The sequence below is a fragment of the Xanthomonas sp. 3075 genome, assembly GCF_014197275.1.
In the GTDB taxonomy this organism is placed as follows: Bacteria; Pseudomonadota; Gammaproteobacteria; order Xanthomonadales; family Xanthomonadaceae; genus Xanthomonas; species Xanthomonas campestris_B.
Genome location: NZ_JACIFI010000016.1, coordinates 34,935 through 53,441, shown reverse-complemented (window position 1 = coordinate 53,441; position 18,507 = coordinate 34,935). Strand labels below are relative to the sequence as shown.

The 18,507-nt window shown below is 63.8% G+C and carries 13 protein-coding genes and 1 tRNA gene; 13 read left to right on the top strand and 1 reads right to left on the bottom strand.

What is annotated here, in order from left to right:
- Window positions 1-229: 229 nt before the first annotated feature.
- The 10 genes from lspA (at window position 230) to GGR62_RS15285 (ending at window position 10,727) form a co-directional block, all read left to right on the top strand.
- On the top strand, window positions 230-742 hold the full coding sequence (gene lspA, locus GGR62_RS15330) for a signal peptidase II (protein WP_184408717.1): 513 nt from the start codon (window positions 230-232) through the stop codon (window positions 740-742).
- Between the two features lie 79 nt (window positions 743-821).
- Window positions 822-1,772, top strand: coding sequence for a 4-hydroxy-3-methylbut-2-enyl diphosphate reductase (ispH, locus tag GGR62_RS15325; protein ID WP_184408716.1), 951 nt, complete (start codon window positions 822-824; stop codon window positions 1,770-1,772).
- Window positions 1,773-1,943: 171 nt separating this feature from the next.
- Window positions 1,944-2,019: transfer RNA gene (locus GGR62_RS15320), tRNA-Thr, on the top strand.
- A 357-nt stretch (window positions 2,020-2,376) separates the two neighbouring features.
- Window positions 2,377-3,312 (top strand): ubiquinol oxidase subunit II, encoded by a 936-nt coding sequence (gene cyoA, locus GGR62_RS15315; RefSeq protein ID WP_184408715.1) that lies wholly within the window; start codon window positions 2,377-2,379, stop codon window positions 3,310-3,312.
- Window positions 3,312-5,312 carry a cytochrome o ubiquinol oxidase subunit I gene (gene cyoB / locus GGR62_RS15310; RefSeq protein WP_184408714.1) on the top strand — a complete coding sequence of 667 codons (2,001 nt, stop codon included), beginning with the start codon at window positions 3,312-3,314 and terminating at the stop codon, window positions 5,310-5,312. Before cyoA ends, cyoB begins: the two co-directional genes overlap by 1 nt.
- Window positions 5,309-5,938, top strand: coding sequence for a cytochrome o ubiquinol oxidase subunit III (gene cyoC, locus GGR62_RS15305; RefSeq protein ID WP_184408713.1), 630 nt, complete (start codon window positions 5,309-5,311; stop codon window positions 5,936-5,938). The genes cyoB and cyoC overlap by 4 nt, the downstream gene beginning before the upstream one ends.
- Window positions 5,938-6,273, top strand: a complete 336-nt coding sequence (gene cyoD, locus GGR62_RS15300) for a cytochrome o ubiquinol oxidase subunit IV (protein WP_184408712.1) — start codon at window positions 5,938-5,940, stop codon at window positions 6,271-6,273. The genes cyoC and cyoD overlap by 1 nt, the downstream gene beginning before the upstream one ends.
- A 186-nt stretch (window positions 6,274-6,459) precedes the next feature.
- Complete coding sequence (locus tag GGR62_RS15295) at window positions 6,460-8,340, top strand: tetratricopeptide repeat protein (RefSeq protein ID WP_184408711.1); 1,881 nt, start codon at window positions 6,460-6,462, stop codon at window positions 8,338-8,340.
- A 335-nt stretch (window positions 8,341-8,675) separates the two neighbouring features.
- Window positions 8,676-10,067, top strand: coding sequence for a DNA repair protein RadA (gene radA / locus GGR62_RS15290; RefSeq protein ID WP_184408762.1), 1,392 nt, complete (start codon window positions 8,676-8,678; stop codon window positions 10,065-10,067).
- Between the two features lie 273 nt (window positions 10,068-10,340).
- Complete coding sequence (locus tag GGR62_RS15285; RefSeq protein WP_184408710.1) at window positions 10,341-10,727, top strand: DUF805 domain-containing protein; 387 nt, start codon at window positions 10,341-10,343, stop codon at window positions 10,725-10,727.
- Between the two features lie 232 nt (window positions 10,728-10,959).
- Here GGR62_RS15285 and GGR62_RS15280 read toward each other — a convergent pair whose 3' ends face one another.
- Window positions 10,960-11,745, bottom strand: a complete 786-nt coding sequence (locus GGR62_RS15280) for a response regulator transcription factor (RefSeq protein ID WP_184408709.1) — start codon at window positions 11,743-11,745, stop codon at window positions 10,960-10,962.
- A gap of 886 nt (window positions 11,746-12,631) precedes the next feature.
- Between GGR62_RS15280 and GGR62_RS15275 the strand changes: the two genes are divergently transcribed.
- The 3 genes from GGR62_RS15275 to GGR62_RS15265 all read left to right on the top strand — a co-directional run bounded on the left by GGR62_RS15275 (window position 12,632) and on the right by GGR62_RS15265 (window position 18,420).
- Complete coding sequence (locus tag GGR62_RS15275; protein ID WP_184408761.1) at window positions 12,632-13,987, top strand: helix-turn-helix transcriptional regulator; 1,356 nt, start codon at window positions 12,632-12,634, stop codon at window positions 13,985-13,987.
- A gap of 215 nt (window positions 13,988-14,202) precedes the next feature.
- Window positions 14,203-16,071 (top strand): ATP-binding protein, encoded by a 1,869-nt coding sequence (locus tag GGR62_RS15270; RefSeq protein WP_184408708.1) that lies wholly within the window; start codon window positions 14,203-14,205, stop codon window positions 16,069-16,071.
- Between the two features lie 24 nt (window positions 16,072-16,095).
- Window positions 16,096-18,420, top strand: coding sequence for a hypothetical protein (locus GGR62_RS15265; protein ID WP_184408707.1), 2,325 nt, complete (start codon window positions 16,096-16,098; stop codon window positions 18,418-18,420).
- Window positions 18,421-18,507 lie beyond the last annotated feature (87 nt).

The window sequence follows — 18,507 nt, the reverse complement described above, 5'->3', positions numbered from 1 at the left end:
CATGGCGTGGCGGGTTTTGCTGCCGCCGCCAGCAGCGCGCTGTCACGTTGCTGCGCTCGATGCTCAGCTGCGGACGCTCGCTTGCTGAAGCGTCCGCACGCGGCAGCAGCAGGGCCGCGGATGGATTCGTCGCCCATGCCATGCTTGTACGTCTCATCGCCACGTCTGCTCTGCCATCCAGGCATCTTCTCCTTCGCAGGAGAAGCCACCCCAACTGCGATCTTTCGACATGAGTCAACGCCCCAAACCCTCCGCCTTGATCTGGCTCGTGCTATCGGCCGTCGTGGTCGGGCTGGACCAGTGGAGCAAGGCCTGGGTGCTGTCCAGCCTGCCCGAATACACGCCGGTGCCGGTGATCGACGGCTTCTGGAACTGGTACCGCACCTACAACACCGGCGCAGCCTTCAGCTTCCTGAGCGATGCCGGCGGCTGGCAGCTGTGGTTCTTCACCGCACTGGCGGTGGGTATCAGCGGCCTGCTGGCGTTCTGGCTGTCGCGCACTGCGCGCGGCGAATGGCGCAGCGCGGTGCCATATGCGCTGGTGATCGGCGGGGCGATCGGCAACGTGATCGACCGCCTGATGCACGGCCACGTGGTCGATTTCATCCAGTGGTACATCGGCAGCCACACCTGGCCGTCGTTCAACATCGCCGACTCGGCGATCGTGGGCGGCGCCATCGGGATTGCCCTGTTCGGGTTGTTCGACAAGGGCGGCAAGCGGGAATCGGGCACTCGTCACTAGGAATCGACGCTGAAGCCTGGGTGCCGATACCCGCCGCCTGATCCGACCCCTCTTTCCCCATTCCCGTAGAATGCCTGTCATGGATGTCCTGCTCGCCAATCCCCGTGGTTTCTGTGCCGGTGTCGACCGCGCGATCGAGATCGTCAAGCGCGCGATCGAAACGCTGGGCGCGCCGATCTACGTGCGCCATGAAGTCGTGCACAACCGCTTCGTGGTCGATGACCTCAAGCAGCGCGGCGCGATCTTCGTCGAAGAACTGGACGAGGTGCCCGACAACGCTACGGTGATCTTCAGCGCACATGGCGTCTCGCAGGCGGTGCGTCAGGAAGCCGAGCGCCGTGGGCTCAAGGTGTTCGACGCCACCTGCCCGCTGGTGACCAAGGTGCATTTCGAGGTGGCGCGGCATTGCCGGGCCGGCCGCGACGTGGTGCTGATCGGCCATGCCGGACACCCGGAAGTGGAAGGCACGATGGGGCAGTGGAGCCGCGAGCGCGGCCCGGGCACGATCTATCTGGTCGAAGACATCGAGCAGGTCGCCACGCTGCAGATCCGTCAGCCCGACAACCTTGCCTACACCACCCAGACCACGCTGTCGGTGGACGACACCATGGGCATCATCGAGGCATTGCGGACGCGTTTCCCGGCGATGCAGGGGCCGCGCCACGACGATATCTGCTACGCCACCCAGAACCGCCAGGACGCGGTGCGCGATCTGGCGCGCCAGTGCGACCTGGTGTTGGTGGTCGGTTCGCCCAACAGCTCCAACTCCAACCGCCTCAGCGAGCTGGCCCGGCGCGACGGGGTGGAGTCCTATCTGATCGACAATGCCGGCGAGATCGATCCGGCCTGGATCGTCGGCAAGCAGCATATCGGCCTGACCGCCGGCGCCTCGGCGCCGCAGGTGCTGGTCGATGGCGTGCTGGCCCGGTTGCGCGAGTTGGGCGCACAGGGCGTGTCCGAACTGGAGGGCGAGCCGGAATCGATGGTGTTCGCACTGCCCAAGGAACTGCGGCTGCGGCTGGTTAGCTGAAGGCGCGCGCCGCTGGTTGAGGGGCATCGAGTCGGTGGGTACTTGGTGGTGGTGCATGGCTGCAGCTGACCAGGTTGGGTCGGTCGCAACCCAGCGCCTTGGCTTTCAATGCCCGCTCGTCGCTGCCGGCGATTGACCGGAAGCCGGCTGCGCTCCTACAATTCACGGCTCGCCGGAATAGCTCAGTTGGTAGAGCGGCGCATTCGTAATGCGTAGGTCGTAGGTTCGATTCCTATTTCCGGCACCATCGCTTCAACACTGGGTCGGCCATTGGTCGGCCCAGTTGCGTTTTGGGCGGATGCCCGCGCAGGCGGGGGATGCGCGCCCAATGCACTGCGTATTGCGCTGGTCGCAATCGACGCCTGCAGCGACGTATTTCCGGCGCCACGCTGCGCTGCGACAACATGTCGCATACTTTTGCGCGCATTAATTGCGGCAGATCAGTGTCGATGGGTTTCGTGCAGGTGCAGCAAAGTCTAAAATTAGGGAGCTAACCCGTGTCTTCGGTCTGCACGGCGCCTTCCCTCACGAAGCGCACCGGCGGACACGTCCCCCAACGGATACGACGAACGAGGCTGGCGTTCCTCCGCACTTGGATCGACCGATGATTCCGTTGAAACATCTCGGGCGTGTACTTCGTCCAGGCCTGATGCTGCCGTTCCTGCTGTTGGCAGGCTGCAACTCGGCCATCCTCAATCCGAAAGGCCAGATCGGCCACGACGAGAAGCAACTGCTGATCACCTCGGTGGTGCTGATGCTGATCGTGGTCATCCCGGTGATCGTGATGACGATTGCGTTCGCGTGGAAATACCGCGCGTCCAACACGAAAGCGCGCTACGAGCCGGATTGGTCGCACTCCACCGCCATCGAAGTGGTGGTGTGGTCGATCCCGTGCGTGATCATCCTGGTGCTGGCCGTGCTGACCTGGCGCTCCTCGCACGCGCTGGACCCGTACCGGCCGCTGGATTCGGACGTCAAGCCGATCACCATCGAAGCGGTGTCGCTCGACTGGAAGTGGATGTTCATCTACCCGGACCAGAACATTGCCACGGTCAACGAAATCGCCTTTCCGGTGCACACGCCGCTGAACTTCAAGATCACCTCCGACACGGTGATGAACTCGTTCTTCATTCCGCATCTGGGAACGATGATCTACGCGATGGCCGGCATGGAAACCAAGCTGCATCTGGTCGCCGACGAGCCCGGCGAATACTTCGGCCTGTCGACCAACTACAGCGGTCATGGGTTTTCGAAGATGAGCTTCAAGGCGCACGCCGTCGATCAGGCCGGCTTCGATGCATGGGTGGCCAAGGTCAAGGCATCGCCGACCGCGTTGAATGCCGCCGAGTACCAGGTGCTGGCCGCCAATCGCAACGACAAGGAACAGTATCCGGTCACCTACTACTCGTCGGTGCAGGACGGCATGTTCCGCTCGCTCGTCGACAAATACATGAATGGTCCGGGCCATAGCAAAGGCCATGGCGACCATCAGGCATCGGCTGCAGAGCCGGTCGCCATGTGCACTTCTGGAGACAAGTGATGCTAGGCAAACTTACGATCGAGGCGGTTCCGTACCACGAGCCGATCATCATGGTCGCTCTCGGTGGCGCCGGCCTGCTCGGCCTGCTCATCGCGGGCGCCATCACCAAGTACAAGCTGTGGGGCTACCTGTGGAACGAGTGGTTCACCTCGGTGGATCACAAGCGCATCGGTGTGATGTACATCATCGTGGCGCTGGTCATGCTGCTGCGCGGCTTTGCCGATGCGGCGATGATGCGCACCCAGCAGGCGCTGGCGGGTAACGGCGGCGAAGGTGTGCTGCCACCGCATCACTACGACCAGATCTTTACCGCGCACGGCGTGATCATGATCTTCTTCATGGCCATGCCGTTCATGACCGGGTTGTTGAACCTGATCGTGCCGCTGCAGATCGGCGCGCGCGACGTGGCGTTCCCGTTCCTGAACTCGCTGAGCTTCTGGCTGTTCGTGGCCGGTGCGGCGCTGATCAACATCTCGCTGGGTGTCGGTGAATTCGCGCAGACCGGCTGGCTGGCGTATCCGCCGTTGTCGGGGCTGGAATACAGTCCGGGGGTCGGCGTCGATTACTACATCTGGGCGTTGCAGGTCTCAGGCTTGGGTACGTTGCTGACCGGCATCAACTTCTTCGTGACGATCATGCGGATGCGCGCGCCGGGCATGACCCTGATGCGCATGCCGATCTTCACCTGGACCGCGTTGATCACCAACATCCTGATCATTGCCGCGTTCCCGATCCTGACCGTGGCGTTGGCGCTGCTGGGTGCCGACCGTTACCTGGGCACGCACTTCTTCACCAATGACGGTGGCGGCAACGCCATGATGTACGTCAACCTGATCTGGATCTGGGGCCACCCGGAAGTCTATATCCTGATCCTGCCGGCGTTCGGCATCTTCTCCGAGTTGATCGCCACCTACAGCCGCAAGCGGTTGTTCGGCTACACCTCGATGGTCTACGCCACTTCGTGCATCGGCGTGCTGTCGTTCGTGGTGTGGTTGCACCACTTCTTCACCATGGGCTCGGGTGCCAACGTCAATGCCTTCTTCGGCATCACGACGATGATCATCTCGATCCCGACCGGCGTGAAGATCTTCAACTGGCTGTTCACCATGTTCCGCGGTCGTGTGCACATGACCTCGCCGGTGCTGTGGACGATCGGCTTCATCATCACCTTCACCATCGGCGGCATGACCGGCGTGATGCTGGCGATCCCGGCCGTGGACTTCGTGCTGCACAACAGCCTGTTCCTGATCGCGCACTTCCATAACGTCATCATCGGCGGCGTGGTGTTCGGGTACCTGGCAGGTCTGACCTACTGGTTCCCGAAGGCGTTCGGCTTCAAGCTCAACGAGAAGATCGGCAAGGCCTCGTTCTGGTGCTGGATCATCGGCTTCTTCGTGGCCTTCATGCCGCTGTACGTGCTCGGCTTCATGGGCATGACCCGTCGCATGAACACCTACAACCACCCCGAGTGGGCGCCGTGGCTGTATGTCGCTGCGGTGGGTGCTGCGATCATCGGCATGGGCATCTTCCTGAATCTGGTGCAGATCGGTTACAGCGTGTGGAAGCGCAAGGAGCACATGGACTACACGGGCGATCCGTGGGATGGCCGTACGCTGGAGTGGGCAACCTCTTCGCCGCCGCCGTTCTACAACTTCGCCGTGCTGCCGCACATCGATGACCGCGATCAGTTCTGGGGCGACAAGCAGAACGGCAAGGGCTGGGTGCGTCCGTCCAAGTACGAAGCCATCCACATGCCGCGCAATACCGGCGCAGGTGTCTATATCGGTGCCTTCAGCGTGCTGTTGGGCTTCGGTCTGATCTGGCACATCTGGTGGCTGGCCATCATTGGCCTGGTCGGCATGATCGGCAGCTTCATCGCCCGCACCTTCGATGACGACATCGATTACTGGGTGCCGGCCGACGAAGTGGAGCGCATCGAAAACGCGCGCTTTGCCCTGCTCGAACAGCAACAGGCGGCGCAGGCCGCGAAGGTGGTATGACCATGTCTTCTTCGACCACGCTTGACCACGCCGCCCACGCGGGCGGCCACGACGACCACGAGCATCACGACGCCGGTGGCAACACCGTCTTCGGGTTCTGGGTCTACCTGATGAGCGACTGCCTGCTGTTCGCCGGTCTGTTCGCCACCTATGCGGTGCTCTCCGGCGCCACGGTGGACGGACCGACCGCCAAGGAGTTGTTCGACCTGAAGTTCGTGCTGGTGGAAACCTTCCTGCTGTTGTTCAGCAGCCTGAGCTTCGGCTTTGCGATGATCGCCGCGCACAAGCGCAAGATGGGTGGCCTGTACGGCTGGCTGGCGGTCACTGCACTGTTGGGTATCGGCTTCCTGTGCATGGAAGTCTACGAGTTCAACCACTTGATCCATGAAGGTGCCGGCCCGGGGCGCAGCGCGTTCCTGTCGGCCTTCTTCACCCTGGTGGGCACGCACGGCCTGCACGTCGCCTCCGGTCTGTTGTGGATGGCGGTGCTGGTGATCCAGATCTCCAAGAACGGCCTGACTGCGCGCAACAGCACGCGTCTGGCCTGCCTGAGCCTGTTCTGGCACTTCCTGGACATCATCTGGATCGGTGTGTTCACCGTCGTCTATCTGCTGGGAGCGCTGTAATGGCCAATCACCACGCGCATGAAACCGCCACCGACGCACATGCCGGCGGCTTGAAGTCCTATCTGATCGGCTTTGTGATGGCCGTGGTCCTCACCGTCATCCCGTTTGCGATGGTAATGAGCGGGGCGTTCTCCAAGGGCGTCACCGTCATCGTGATCTCGGTGATGGCCGCCGTGCAGATGCTGGTGCACATGGTGTACTTCCTGCACATGGATCGCTCGCCCGAGCAGCGCTCCAACGTACAGGTGGGCCTGTTCTCGCTGCTGATCATCGGCATCGTGATCGTCGGTTCGCTGTGGGTGCTGCACAACATGAACGTCAACATGATGCATTGACACCGCGCAGTGCCGGATCGCGGCACGTCGGATCGACGCATGCTGGGTTAAACAAGGCCGCCAAGTCATTGGCGGCTTTTTTTTGCGCATGAATTCGCCTGTGGCATGACCAATGGCATACGGGGAAGTGCTGGCGGGCGCTTAGCATCGGGGACTTGCCTGTTTCCAGGTCACCGCGGAGTTGCAATGAAGATCCCCACCGTCCTGTCCTTGTCGCTGCTGGCGGCGCTGTCGTTGCCTGCCGCCGCACAAACCGCACCACCGCAGGATGTGCCGTTCGACGGCACCGTGAAGATCGACGTCGACGCCACCGACCTGGCGCACCGCATCTTCAAGGTCAAGACCACCATGCCGGCCAAGCCGGGCCCGATGACGCTGCTGTATCCGCAGTGGATTCCCGGCAACCATTCGCCGACCGGGCCGATCGACAAGCTCGCCGGGCTGGTGATCAAGGTCGATGGCAAGGTGGTGCCGTGGAAGCGCGACCAGTTCGATGTGTACGCCTTCACCGTGGACGTGCCGCAGGGCGCCACCGAGCTGGTGGCCGAGTTCAAGTTTCTCTCGCCGCAGGCCCCCAACCAGGGCCGGGTGATGATGACCCCGGAGATGCTCAACCTGCAGTGGAACACCACCGCGCTGTATCCGGCCGGCGTGTTCGTACGCAACATCAAGGCGCAGGCCAGCGTCACGCTGCCGGCCGGCTGGAGCTATGCCACCGCGCTGGAAACCGACCGTCGCGTCGGCGACACGGTGACCTTCAAGCCGATCGATTTCGACGACCTGGTCGACTCGCCGATGTTCGCCGGCAAGTACTACAAGCGCGTGGAGTTGAGCGGCGGCAAGCAGCCGGTCTACCTCAACGTGTTCGCCGACGAGGCCAAGTCGCTGGAGGCCAAGCCCGAACAGATCAAGGCACATGCGTCGCTGGTGCAGCAGATGGACAAACTGTATGGCGCGCGCCATTTCGATCATTACGAATTCCTGCTGGCGCTGACCAAGAAGCTGGGCGGCATCGGCCTGGAGCATCACCGTTCCAGCGAGAATAGCGGCCCGCCGAACTACTTCACCGAGTGGGACAAGAGCTGGACCGGCCGCGACCTGCTCGCACACGAGTTCAACCATTCCTGGAACGGCAAGTACCGCCGCGGCGCGGATCTGGCGACGCCCAATTTCAATGTGCCGATGGGCGACAGCCTGCTGTGGTTGTACGAAGGCCAGACCCAGTTCTGGGGCGAAGTGATGGCCGCGCGTTCGGGCCTGTGGACGCAGGAGCAGGCGCGCGACATGCTGGCCGGCGTGGCGGCGACCTACGAGCGCGGGCGCCCCGGCATGGCCTGGCGCACCGTGCAGGACACCACCAACGACCCGACCATGTCGATGCGCCGGCCCAAGGCGTATCGCAGCTATCAGATGGCCGAAGACTATTACTCCGGCGGCCAGATGATGTGGCTGGAAGTGGACAGCAAGTTGCGCGCGCTGACCAACAACAAGCGCTCCATCGACGATTTCGGCAAGGCTTTCTTCGGCATGAAGAACGGCGATTGGGACGTCAATCCGTACACCTTCGACGACATCGTCGCCACGCTCAACGGCATCGCTGCCTACGACTGGGCGAGCCTGTTGCGCAGCCGGATGGACGGCCACGGCTCGTTGAACGGCGGTATCGAAGCCAATGGCTGGAAGCTGGTCTACAACGACGAGCCGAACCTGGCCACCAAGACCTACGAAAGCAACGAGAACGACGTCAGCCTCGGCCTGTCGCTGGGCGTGTCGCTGGAGAGCTCGGGTGAAATCAACGAAGTGCTGTGGGACAGCCCTGCATTCAACGCTGGCCTGATCGCCGGCAACACGATTGTGGCGGTCAACGGACGGGCCTTCAGTAGTGAGGTGATCAAGGACGCGGTCAAGGCGGCCAAGGGCACCACCGCACCGATCGAACTGCTGGTCAAGCGCCTGGATCGTTACGACACCGTGCGCATCGATTACCACGGCGGTCTGCTGTATCCACATCTTGAGCGCATTCCCGGCAAGCCGGATCGCTTGAGCGAGTTGTACAAGGCGCGTTGAGTCGCGGTTGCCCGCTTGCAGGTGTGCGAGCGGGCAGTGGCAACACCCGGAGCGGCATGACCGGTTGCGATCGATCATGCAGCTCCAGACGTTGGTTTTCGTCGGCACCGGTGCAGACGGATCGATCGAGATCCAATACGCGATCTAGGTGTTCGACGCCGGCGATATGTCCCACGCAGAACGCCGTGGTGGAATGTTGCAGTTGCATGCCATCCGTCAGTGCCGTCAGCCTGGCCGATTCCCGATTCCCGATTCCCGATTCCCAAGCCCGCGTCGCGCATCCTGAGACCGCCGGCGACTATGCTGTGGCTCCGGAAACAAGTGGCTAGATGACGATGGCGAAGGCGAAAACGGCCTATGTCTGCGGCGAGTGCGGCGCCGAGTACACCAAGTGGCAAGGGCAATGCACCGAATGCGGGGTGTGGAATACGCTCAGCGAAATCGTGCTGGAAAGCGCCACGCCCGGCGGCAAGGCTTCGCCGGCGGCATCGCGGCGTAGCGGCTGGGCCGGCAAGACCGAGGCACCCAAGATCACCGCGCTCAAGGACGTGCAGCAGTCCGAGCAGGCACGCGTGTCCACCGGCATCGGCGAGTTCGATCGGGTGCTGGGCGGTGGGCTGGTCGAAGGTGCGGTGGTGTTGATCGGCGGCGACCCCGGCATCGGCAAGTCGACGCTGTTGTTGCAGGCGCTGGCGAGCATGGCCAGCACGCTGCCGGTGTTGTACGTGACCGGCGAGGAATCGCTGGCGCAGGTGGCCGGGCGTGCGGTGCGGCTGGATCTGCCGTTGGACGGCTTGAATGCGCTGGCCGAAACCGGCATCGAAAACATCCTGCAGCACGCCAGCGTGGCGCGGCCGAAGCTGATCGTGGCCGACTCGGTACAGACGCTGTGGACCGAGTCGTTGACCGCAGCGCCGGGCTCGGTGAGCCAGGTGCGCGAGAGCGCCGCGCGGCTGGTGCGTTATGCCAAGGAAACCGGCACGGCGGTGTTTCTGGTCGGCCATGTGACCAAGGAAGGCGGCATCGCGGGGCCGCGCGTGCTGGAACACATGGTCGACGCGGTGCTGTATTTCGAAGGCGAGAGCGGTAGCCGGTTCCGGCTGTTGCGCGCGTTCAAGAACCGCTTCGGTGCGGTCAACGAGCTGGGCGTGTTCGCGATGGGCGAGAAGGGCCTCAAGGAGGTCTCCAACCCGTCGGCGATCTTCCTTTCTGGCGGGAGCACGCAGCAGCCCGGCAGTTGCGTGATGGTCACCCGCGAAGGCACCCGGCCGCTGATGGTGGAGGTGCAGGCGCTGGTGGATGCCTCGCCGCTGTCCAATCCGCGTCGTGTCGCGGTGGGCCTGGAACAGAACCGGTTGGCGATGTTGCTAGCGGTGCTGCATCGCCATGGCGGCATCGTGGTGGGCGATCAGGACGTGTTCGTCAACGTGGTCGGCGGCATCCGTGTGCAGGAAACCGCTGCCGATCTGCCGGTGCTGCTGGCGGTGCTGTCGTCGCTGCGCGACCGGCCATTGTCCGAGAAGACGATCGCGTTTGGCGAGGTCGGGTTGTCCGGCGAAATCCGTCCCGTTCCCAACGGCGAGGACCGATTGAAGGAAGCGGCCACGCATGGCTTCAAGCGTGCGATCGTGCCCAAGGCCAACGCACCCAAGACCACCAGCATCAAGGGCATGGAGATCGTCGCGGTGGAGCGTTTGAGCCAGGCCCTGGAGGCGGCGGCCGATTGAGCTTGGGATGGCGCGGGGTATGCGCGGGCAAGGGGCAGCCGGTCGTTGCCGTCGCGCCAGGTCTGGGTGCTGCGGGTGGGCCCGGCCCGCCCAGCTGCGGTGCTTGCTTGGGCTGACTGGTCGCAGGCCGTTTATCGGATAGCACCCGGCGATCTACGTTTTTCCCCGCAGAAAACGTTTTCACCGCGCTGCCGCTATGGCACCATGCGCGGCCCGTTGCGCTGTGCAGCGGATCACAGAGACCGCTCACGCCCCGTTTTCAGGAGAATCACAATGGAATGGATGTTGCTGCCGCTCAAGCGCTATGCCGACTTCACTGGTCGCTCGCGTCGCAAGGAATACTGGATGTTCGCGTTGTTGCAGGCGATCATTTTTCTGGTGCTGGGTGGCATTTTCGCCATCGCAGCGGCGTTGATGGGCGGCGACAATGGTCCGGGCGTGGTGGCGTGGCTGGTGCTTGCCGTCATGGTGATCGTTGGCCTGGCATTGATCGTGCCGGCCATTGCGGTGACCGTGCGTCGCTTCCATGACCAGGGTAAGTCTGGCTGGTTCTACCTGATCAACCTGGTGCCTTGCGTCGGCGCTTTGATCGTGCTGGTGTTCATGTGCATGGAAGGCACGCCAGGCCCGAACGAGTACGGCGAGAACCCCAAGCAGTAACGGTTCCGCACCAATCGATCGCACGACGGCGCAGGTCGATTCCTGCGCCGTTGTCGTTTATGCGGCATGGCTTTGCGAGCGAAGAGGTGGGCGACGGTCAGCGTTGAGGGATATCGCTCCTGATCGGAGCCGATTGCTGCCGTACCGCCAATTGACACCTCATCGATGTGCCGCAACGGGCACGCAGCCGTGCTGCGGTTCTCTCCAGGCGTTCTGCTCCGCGCTCGCTTGGTCAGCAGGCGGCGGCATGATGGACGATTGCCGGGTTTCCTGCCTTGCCAGGTGCCGATGTCTCCTTGTCCTGCAAGGCCAGCTCCAGTTTGTAGCCGTGCGAATAGATGGTTCGGATACGCACCGCACTGCTGTGACTGCTTAGCTGCAGTTTCTTGCGCAGCTTGTAGATGTGCTGTTCCATGGTGCGGTCGGTAAATTCGGTGTGGCTGCCCCATACCGCCTTGGCCAACTGGCAGCGACGAAAGCACACGCCAGGGCTGGAAAACAGCAGCCAGGCGATCGAAAATTCGCGCGCGGTCAAGGCAATCGGCTTGCCATGCAGGTAGACGGTGTTGTCCTCGCGGATCAATTGATAGGGGCCGACACTGAGTTGCCGGGATTCAGGGCATGCCTGGGCTGCAGGCGAAAGCGCCAGCGCTGCACGCACATGCAACTCGTGTGGATTGAACGGCAGGGCGAGCACATCGTGTGCGCCGGCGCGGTACCAGGCCAGGATGTCGTCGGCGCAATCGAAACGCCCCAGCACGATCAAGGGGGTGGGCTGGCCGCAGTGGCAGCGCTGCCAGGCCAGTAACGAGCTGTCATTGGAGGCGACACAGGTCGCATCGAACACCAGCAGCTCGCACGGCGAGTGCCGCAGCGAACGCAGAAGCTCCAGCTCGTCGGAAAACACCGCAAACATCGGCGCCAGCGATCCGAGGCTGGCATTGACCTGCGATGCCAGAAGCGCGTCCTGCGTCAACAGGAAAGCAGACCCTTGCTTGCCGGGAGGATTGCCGTGCATCAGCCGGCCTTCCCGCAGCAGCGCACGCCGCCCGTGGACGTTTGGTGTCTATCGCCGTCAGCGGTGGCCACAAGGAATTCTGCATATCTCGATGAGCGCATTGCCATACCGTTCTGCTACCAGGGGAATCCGACCCAGATCGGAGCAATGGTATGTACCATTGCAAAGCTGCAAAGTTTCACTGCTGCGGACTTTTCTTCGGGTTTGCGAGGGCTGGCTTTAGCGCGCGCTCATATAGTCCTAACAAAGTTCCGACATCGCCTGCACGCACCGGCTTCAAATAACGGGATTACGACATTTCGGGCTGCGTATGGCCTGGCTGAATTTGCGCACTTAATCGCGCAGATCGAGGTCGACCTATGACGATTGGTATATTGCAGGCGGTGCGGATGGAATATGTCGATCGTTTGTCGGTGCACTGCGGTGGCGTCGCAATCATTGCATCGCACCAACCGGAGCGACCACGCGGCCATCGCCGAGACATGCGATGGCACGCGCCAATGCCTTGGGCTGCCGGGCGTTCTGGGACATCGCACGGCTGCAAATAAGGCCGTGTTGCCTGCGGCGCTGTCTTGCGTGCGTCTTCGCCTGGCTTGCGATGTCCTGTCCACGACACCGTTGGCGGTATGCCAGAAGTGCTCTGCATATGCGGAATGCACCGCGCGGGCACTGCGGAACAGAGTGAGGTTTTTTGAATTTCTTGATGCCTGCGAGTAAGAAATTCCGTTGGATGCGCTGCATACAATCGTTTGCGCCAGCAGGTTCGGCGCATTTGTTGTTTTTTTAGCTCATCCCTACGAGAGAGCCCGGCATGATCCTTTCAACCTATTTTTCGGCGATCTCTGCGTTGTCGTACGCAGACCGTCTTCCTACCTACACAAGCAGGATGCTGGTTGGTGCCTGGCCGCAAGGTCTGCAACATCTTCAACAACGCCGGGACGGGCAGATAGCGCAGGATGCTGCCGAGGATGAAGTCAGCCTGCTCGGCGCCAGTGGCGATGCGCTGTTGATCCTCGAATATCAGGAAGATGCCGAAGATGCGTATCGCCAAGCCTTGAAGGCGATGCGGGGCCATCAGCGACAACTACGCCTGTTGTCGTGTCGCAACACCGCCTGGCTGATGCTGAGTCAGCGGCGCTTGAGTGCTGCGCTGAACTGCTTCGTGCAGCTGGCGATGGACCGGCAAACACCGGCCTGCCTGTGCGGCGAAAGCCTGCTCGGCATGGCGTTGACGCATTTCCATCTGGGCCAGAGCACGCTCGCGTTGCAAACCCTGGAGCGCGCGCATGAAGCGCTTGGCGAGCTGGATAGTGGTGCCACCGAATGGCTGCGCATCGCCACCGCACTGCGCCTGGACATGCTTGCGCAACTGCGTATCCGTCGCAGCGAGCGCATGAGCGATCACGTGTTCTGGCAGGCCACGCTGCGCCAGGAAGAGGCGGTGCATGCGTTCGAGCCCAACGAGCTGCGCGCCTGCATTGCCGATCTTGCCGAGAGCATGCCGGTGCTCGCGCAACGCATGCGGCATGTGCGCAACCTGCTGCGCATTGCCGGCGGCGACACCTTCGGTTTCGATGCGCAGATCGATGCGTTGCCGGCCGCAGCGACCGGTTGCCCGCCGTGCGCCCGGCAGGATGCGCAGGTGGAGTTGGCGCTGGCGGCGCTGGCGGTGGGGCGGGCCGATCTGGCCGAGCGTGCGCTGGCAGGCGCCGGCCGGCATCACGCGCCACGCTGGAATCTGGAGTTCGAATACTGCCAGGCCAAGATCAGCCAGGCGTTGGGCAAGACCGAGCAGGCGCTGTTGCTGTACAACCGCTACGCGTTGGGCGCAGTGCAATGCCTGCGTAGCGAGGTGCAGGCGCCGCGCTTGCTCGAAAGCGGCACGCCGTCGCATGTCAGCGACGATATCTCCGCGCGCCTGCCGGCCAAGTACCGGCGTGCCTACACCTACATGATCGCCAACGCGCATCGCTCGGATCTGTCGATCAACGAAGTGGCCGCACAGGTTGGCGTCACCGGACGCGCGTTGCAGCAGGCGTTCAAGTCCGCCACCGGTCTGTCGCCGACTCAGGTGCTGCGGCGGTACCGGATGCAGAGTATCCGCGACGAGCTGCTGGCCGAGGGTGGATGCGGCAGTGTGCTGCAGGCGGCGAGTCGCTGGGGCGTGGGTAGCCGTTCGGCGTTGGCCAAGGGCTATCGCCAGCATTTCAACGAAGCACCGATGCAAACCTTGCAGCGCTGAGCGCTGCGCTGCACGTCACGGCCCGGGGGGGACGGGGGCCGTGACGGGTTGTTTCCGATGCGCTGACATAGCAGTTTTGGGCTGTACGCAGTGCAAGCGCAGCGGTGGTGCAAGCGTGCGTGTGAGAGGCCTTGCGGCTATGCTCTCCGGCTCGCATTGCCACCCAGGAAGGCACGTCCGAGGACGGGCGTGGCCGCCAAGGAAACGACAAGATCATGCAAGATCACACCTTCGAGGCGACGGACGCCTCCCAGATCCGCCGCGCTGGCGTCGATCTCAACGGGCTGATGTCCGTGCTCAGCAAACACCTGTATTCCACCCCGGTGGTCGCGCTGCGCGAACTGGTGCAAAACGCACACGATTCGATCCTGCGTCGCCGGCTGGAACAGCCTGACTGGCAGGACCAGGCACGCATCGACGTGCATGCCGACCCCGCCCAGGGCACCGTGCGGATCGTCGATACCGGCGCCGGGCTGACCCAGCAGGAAATCCACGACTACCTGGCCACCGTGGGCGTGGGCTATACGCGCGGGCTGCGTCAGGGCGGGCATGAGGACAGCGGCCTGATCGGGATGTTCGGCCTGGGCTTTCTGTCGGCCTTCGTGCTGGCCCGCCGCGTCACCGTGCGCACTACTTCCTACCAGACGCCAACGCTGGGTCATTGCTACGTCTCCAGCAATGCCGAACAGTACACGGTGACCCCGATCGCCGCGCGCGCGCAGGTCGGCACCGAGGTGGTGCTGGAACTGCACAACGACTATCTGTCGCTGGCCCAGGAAGGGCGGCTGCGCGAGATCCTGTCGCGTTATTGCGCGTTGCTGCGCGAGCCGATCTGGATCGGCGCCGATACACAGCCCATCAATCCCGAGCCGCCGCCGTGGCGCGTCAACGATGCGGTGCCGTTGCATCCGGTGCAGGCCTGGCGCCGTCAACGCGAGTTCGCTGCGCGCTTCGAGCGCAACTTCGAACCGCTGTGCTGCATGCCGGTGCATGCGGGAGAGGACAGCGACGCGGTCGGCTTGCTCTGGGTACAGGATGGGGCGACCTACGGCACCAGCGACAACCGCAACCTGTCGGTGTTCCTGCGCGGCATGTTGCTGGACGACAACGCGCGCGAACTGCTGCCGCCGTGGGCAGGTTTCATCGGTGGCGTGATCGAATCCAATCGTTTGACGCCGACCGCAAGCCGCGAGGATCTGCAGCGCGATACGACCTACAGCTCGGTGCAGCACACGCTGTCCGAGGCCTTGGTGCAGGGTCTGGCCGATGTGGCGCGTCAGCAGCCCGAGGCGTGGCGCCGTATCCTGCTTCGCCACAACGAGGCATTGCTGGGCGCGGCGCTGTGCGACGAGCGCTTGTTCGCGTTGCTGATGGAGCATGTACGCGTACCGACCTCGCAGGGCGACCTGCCTGCGCAGCAGTTGCCGGCACGCGGCGCGGTCCACGTGATCCTGGATAGCGACGGTGGCTTCGAAGAGATGCTGTTCCGCGCGATGGGCGTGCCGGTGGCCTACGGAAACCGCTATGCGGTGGTGCCGTTCCTGCGTCGTTGGGCGCAGGCCAAGGGCGTGCGCCTGGTCGAACTGGGCACCGAGCAAGGCAACCGGCAGCTGTTCCAGCTGGACACGTTGCCGGCCGACGAGCTGGCCTGGCTGGAACAGCACCTGGGCGACGGCGAAGCGCTGGTGCCGGCGCGTTTCAGCCCGGAGGCGTTGCCGCTGGTGGTGGTGCCCGACCGCGAGGCCGAACTCAAACGGCGCCTGGAGCAGGACGAGAACGACAAGCGCGTGTCCACCGCTGCGTTGCGTCTGGCGCGGCAGTTCACCGCACGCATCGAGGCGCGCCAGACCCAGCAGCTGTATCTCAATCTGGATAACCCGGCGCTGCAGGCGTTGCTGGCCGCACAGCGCGCCGGCAATGCGCAGGCGGCGGTGGCGGCGCGCTTGCTGCGCTCGCTCAAGGTGATCGTGTCGGCGCAGGGGCGTACGCAACCGCAGCCCGGCGGCAGCGAATCCGGTGGCGGCGATCTCAACAAGGCCTTCGGCGATCTCGCCGAGGCCGTGACCCAACTGCTGGCGCGCTGAGCGCTGCATCGAAGGAACAACCGCATGGAAATCTGGAACTGGGTAGAAAAGCTGCAGGACGATCTCGGCCAGGCCGGCCAGCCGCAGAATGCGCAATTGCTGACGCGCCTGACCGACCATATCTGCGATCTGCAGATCGAACGCGCCGAAGCGTTGCTGCCGGAAGCGCGTGCGCTGGGCAAGACGCTGGCCAATCCGTGGCTGGAGGTGTTCGTCGGGCATTGGGAAATGCGCAACCGGGTCGGCAACCTGTGCGAAGGCGAGCGTGCGCTGGGCGATGCGGTGGCGTTGTTCGAACGCGCACACCGGGCCGATGCGGTGGAGTGCCCGCAATCGGTATGCGTCACCCAGGATCTGGCCGCGTGCTACGCCAATATCGACGGTCCCGGCTGGGTGCAGGAACGCATCGAGGTTTGCGAAGAAACGTTGGGCCGCATCGACCCGAGTTGGTCGTGCTTCCAGTGCCTGAGTTGCGAGAAGGCCGACGCACTGCTCGATGACGGGCGCGGCGAGGCGGCGCTGAGTTATCTGGACCAGCAGGCGCAGACCATCGTTGCGCACGGCGGCCAGATCTATGACGGTGTGCCGGACATGCGCATCTCGATCCTGCTGGCGCTCGGCCGCGCAGAAGAAGCGCTGGCGCTGGTGGAAGAGCGCGAACGCGAGGCCGCGCGCGAGGGTGCCGAGTGGGCCAACTGCAGTCAGCCGCGTCGCCTGCAAAAGGCGCGCGCATTGGCGCTGCTCCATCGCGACGAAGAAGCCCTGGAAGCCTTTCTGCCGTGGCGTGAGGTCGCGCCGCGTTATCGTATGCATTGGTTGCGTGCGGTGGTGGTGCTGGTATCGCATGCACCGGAGCGCAACAACTGGCTGCTGGGCAGCCGCTTGCAGGTGATGCTCGACCATTACGCGCAGGTTGGTGCCCACCGCATCCTGATCGACACCGCCGAGATGGCGATCGACCTTGCACTGCAGCGCGGCGCGGTCTGGACCGCGCGCCGGCATCTGGCGCTTGCGCGTGCGCATCTGCCCAAGTTGCAGCAGGACCGTGGTGCGACGCAGTTGCTGGAGCGCTTGGCCGTGCGCATCGACACCGCACCGGCCGGCGAGCCGGCACCGGTGCCGACCGCGCAATTGCTGGAATGGCTGGACGGGCAGGCCGACGACGTGGTGCGTGACCCGGAGCGTGAGGCGCAGTGGTTGCTGCACGCAGTGGCCGAGCAGCCGGACGATGCCGACCTGGTGGATGCGACCGCGTCGGCCCTGAGCGCCTGCGCTGCGGACGATGAAGCGATCACGCTGCTGTGGGCATTCGTGCAACGGCATGCCGATCGCGAAACCAGCCCGACCTTCCGGCTGATGAACCTGCTGCTGGGCAGCGGCGACGATGCCGGCATGCGGCGCCTGGCGCAGCTGTATCGTCCGTTGGTGCCGGTGGCGGCGCTGTGGTGCGATGCCCAGCTGGCGCAGCGCCTGGCCGATTGGCCGGCGTTGGAGCAGGCTTGCGTCGCGTTGCTGGAACTGTCGCCCGGCTCGCATGGCGCGCGTGGCCTGCTGGCGCGCATGTATCTCAACACCGGCCGGTTTGCCGAGGCCGCCGCCGTGCAGCAGCAGCTGATCGCGTCGATGGAGGAACCGCGCGCTGCGTACTGGGATCACATGACCGCCGCCAGTGCTGCGCAGGACTGGGATGCGGTGCGTGCGTCGGCGCAGGCGATCGGGATGGAGCTGAGCAGTACCAGCGGCGTGGTCGAGGAAAACTGGGGCTGGGTGATCGTACGTTGCGTGGACGACGGCGAGATGGCCGAATACTATGCCCGCCGCACCGGCCCGGTGACTGCGCGTATCGTCGAAAACGCCCCCGCCCATCGACGTCAGCATGTCCGCGATTGGGTCGTGTTCGATGCCGAATTGCTCTATCCGCCACCGGAGGATGAGGCCGAGCGCGAGCGCTTCGTGCCGACCTATGCGCAAGTGCATGTGCTGCAGCCCGGCGGCTACGGCAACAGCTGGCTGGTGGATGGCGTGCATCCCGGCGAGCAGGCGATCGATGCCTTGCGCGAAGACATCGAAGCGCGTGGCTGGACGCTGTGGCTGCATAGTCGTGACGACTACCGCGTGACCGACCCGCAACAGCCGGATGCGTTCGATGCCGAAGACGCGGGTTCGGGCCTGCCCGGCGTGTTGTTCACGGTGGCCTTGCCGGAAACGGTCGCTGCGCTGGAATTGCACCGCGCCTTGCTTGCCGCAACCGCGCAGTGGCCGCATCCGATGTGCTGGTTACGCCTGGCCGAAGCCTGCGATCAGGACACGCAGCCGCATCTGGACGCGGTGGAGCGATATCGGCTGTAAGGCGGCAATCGATGCCTGCGTGCAGCCGCTGTCGATGCGGTTGTCGCCGGGATCAGTGATTGGATATTCGGGATCGGCATGCATGGC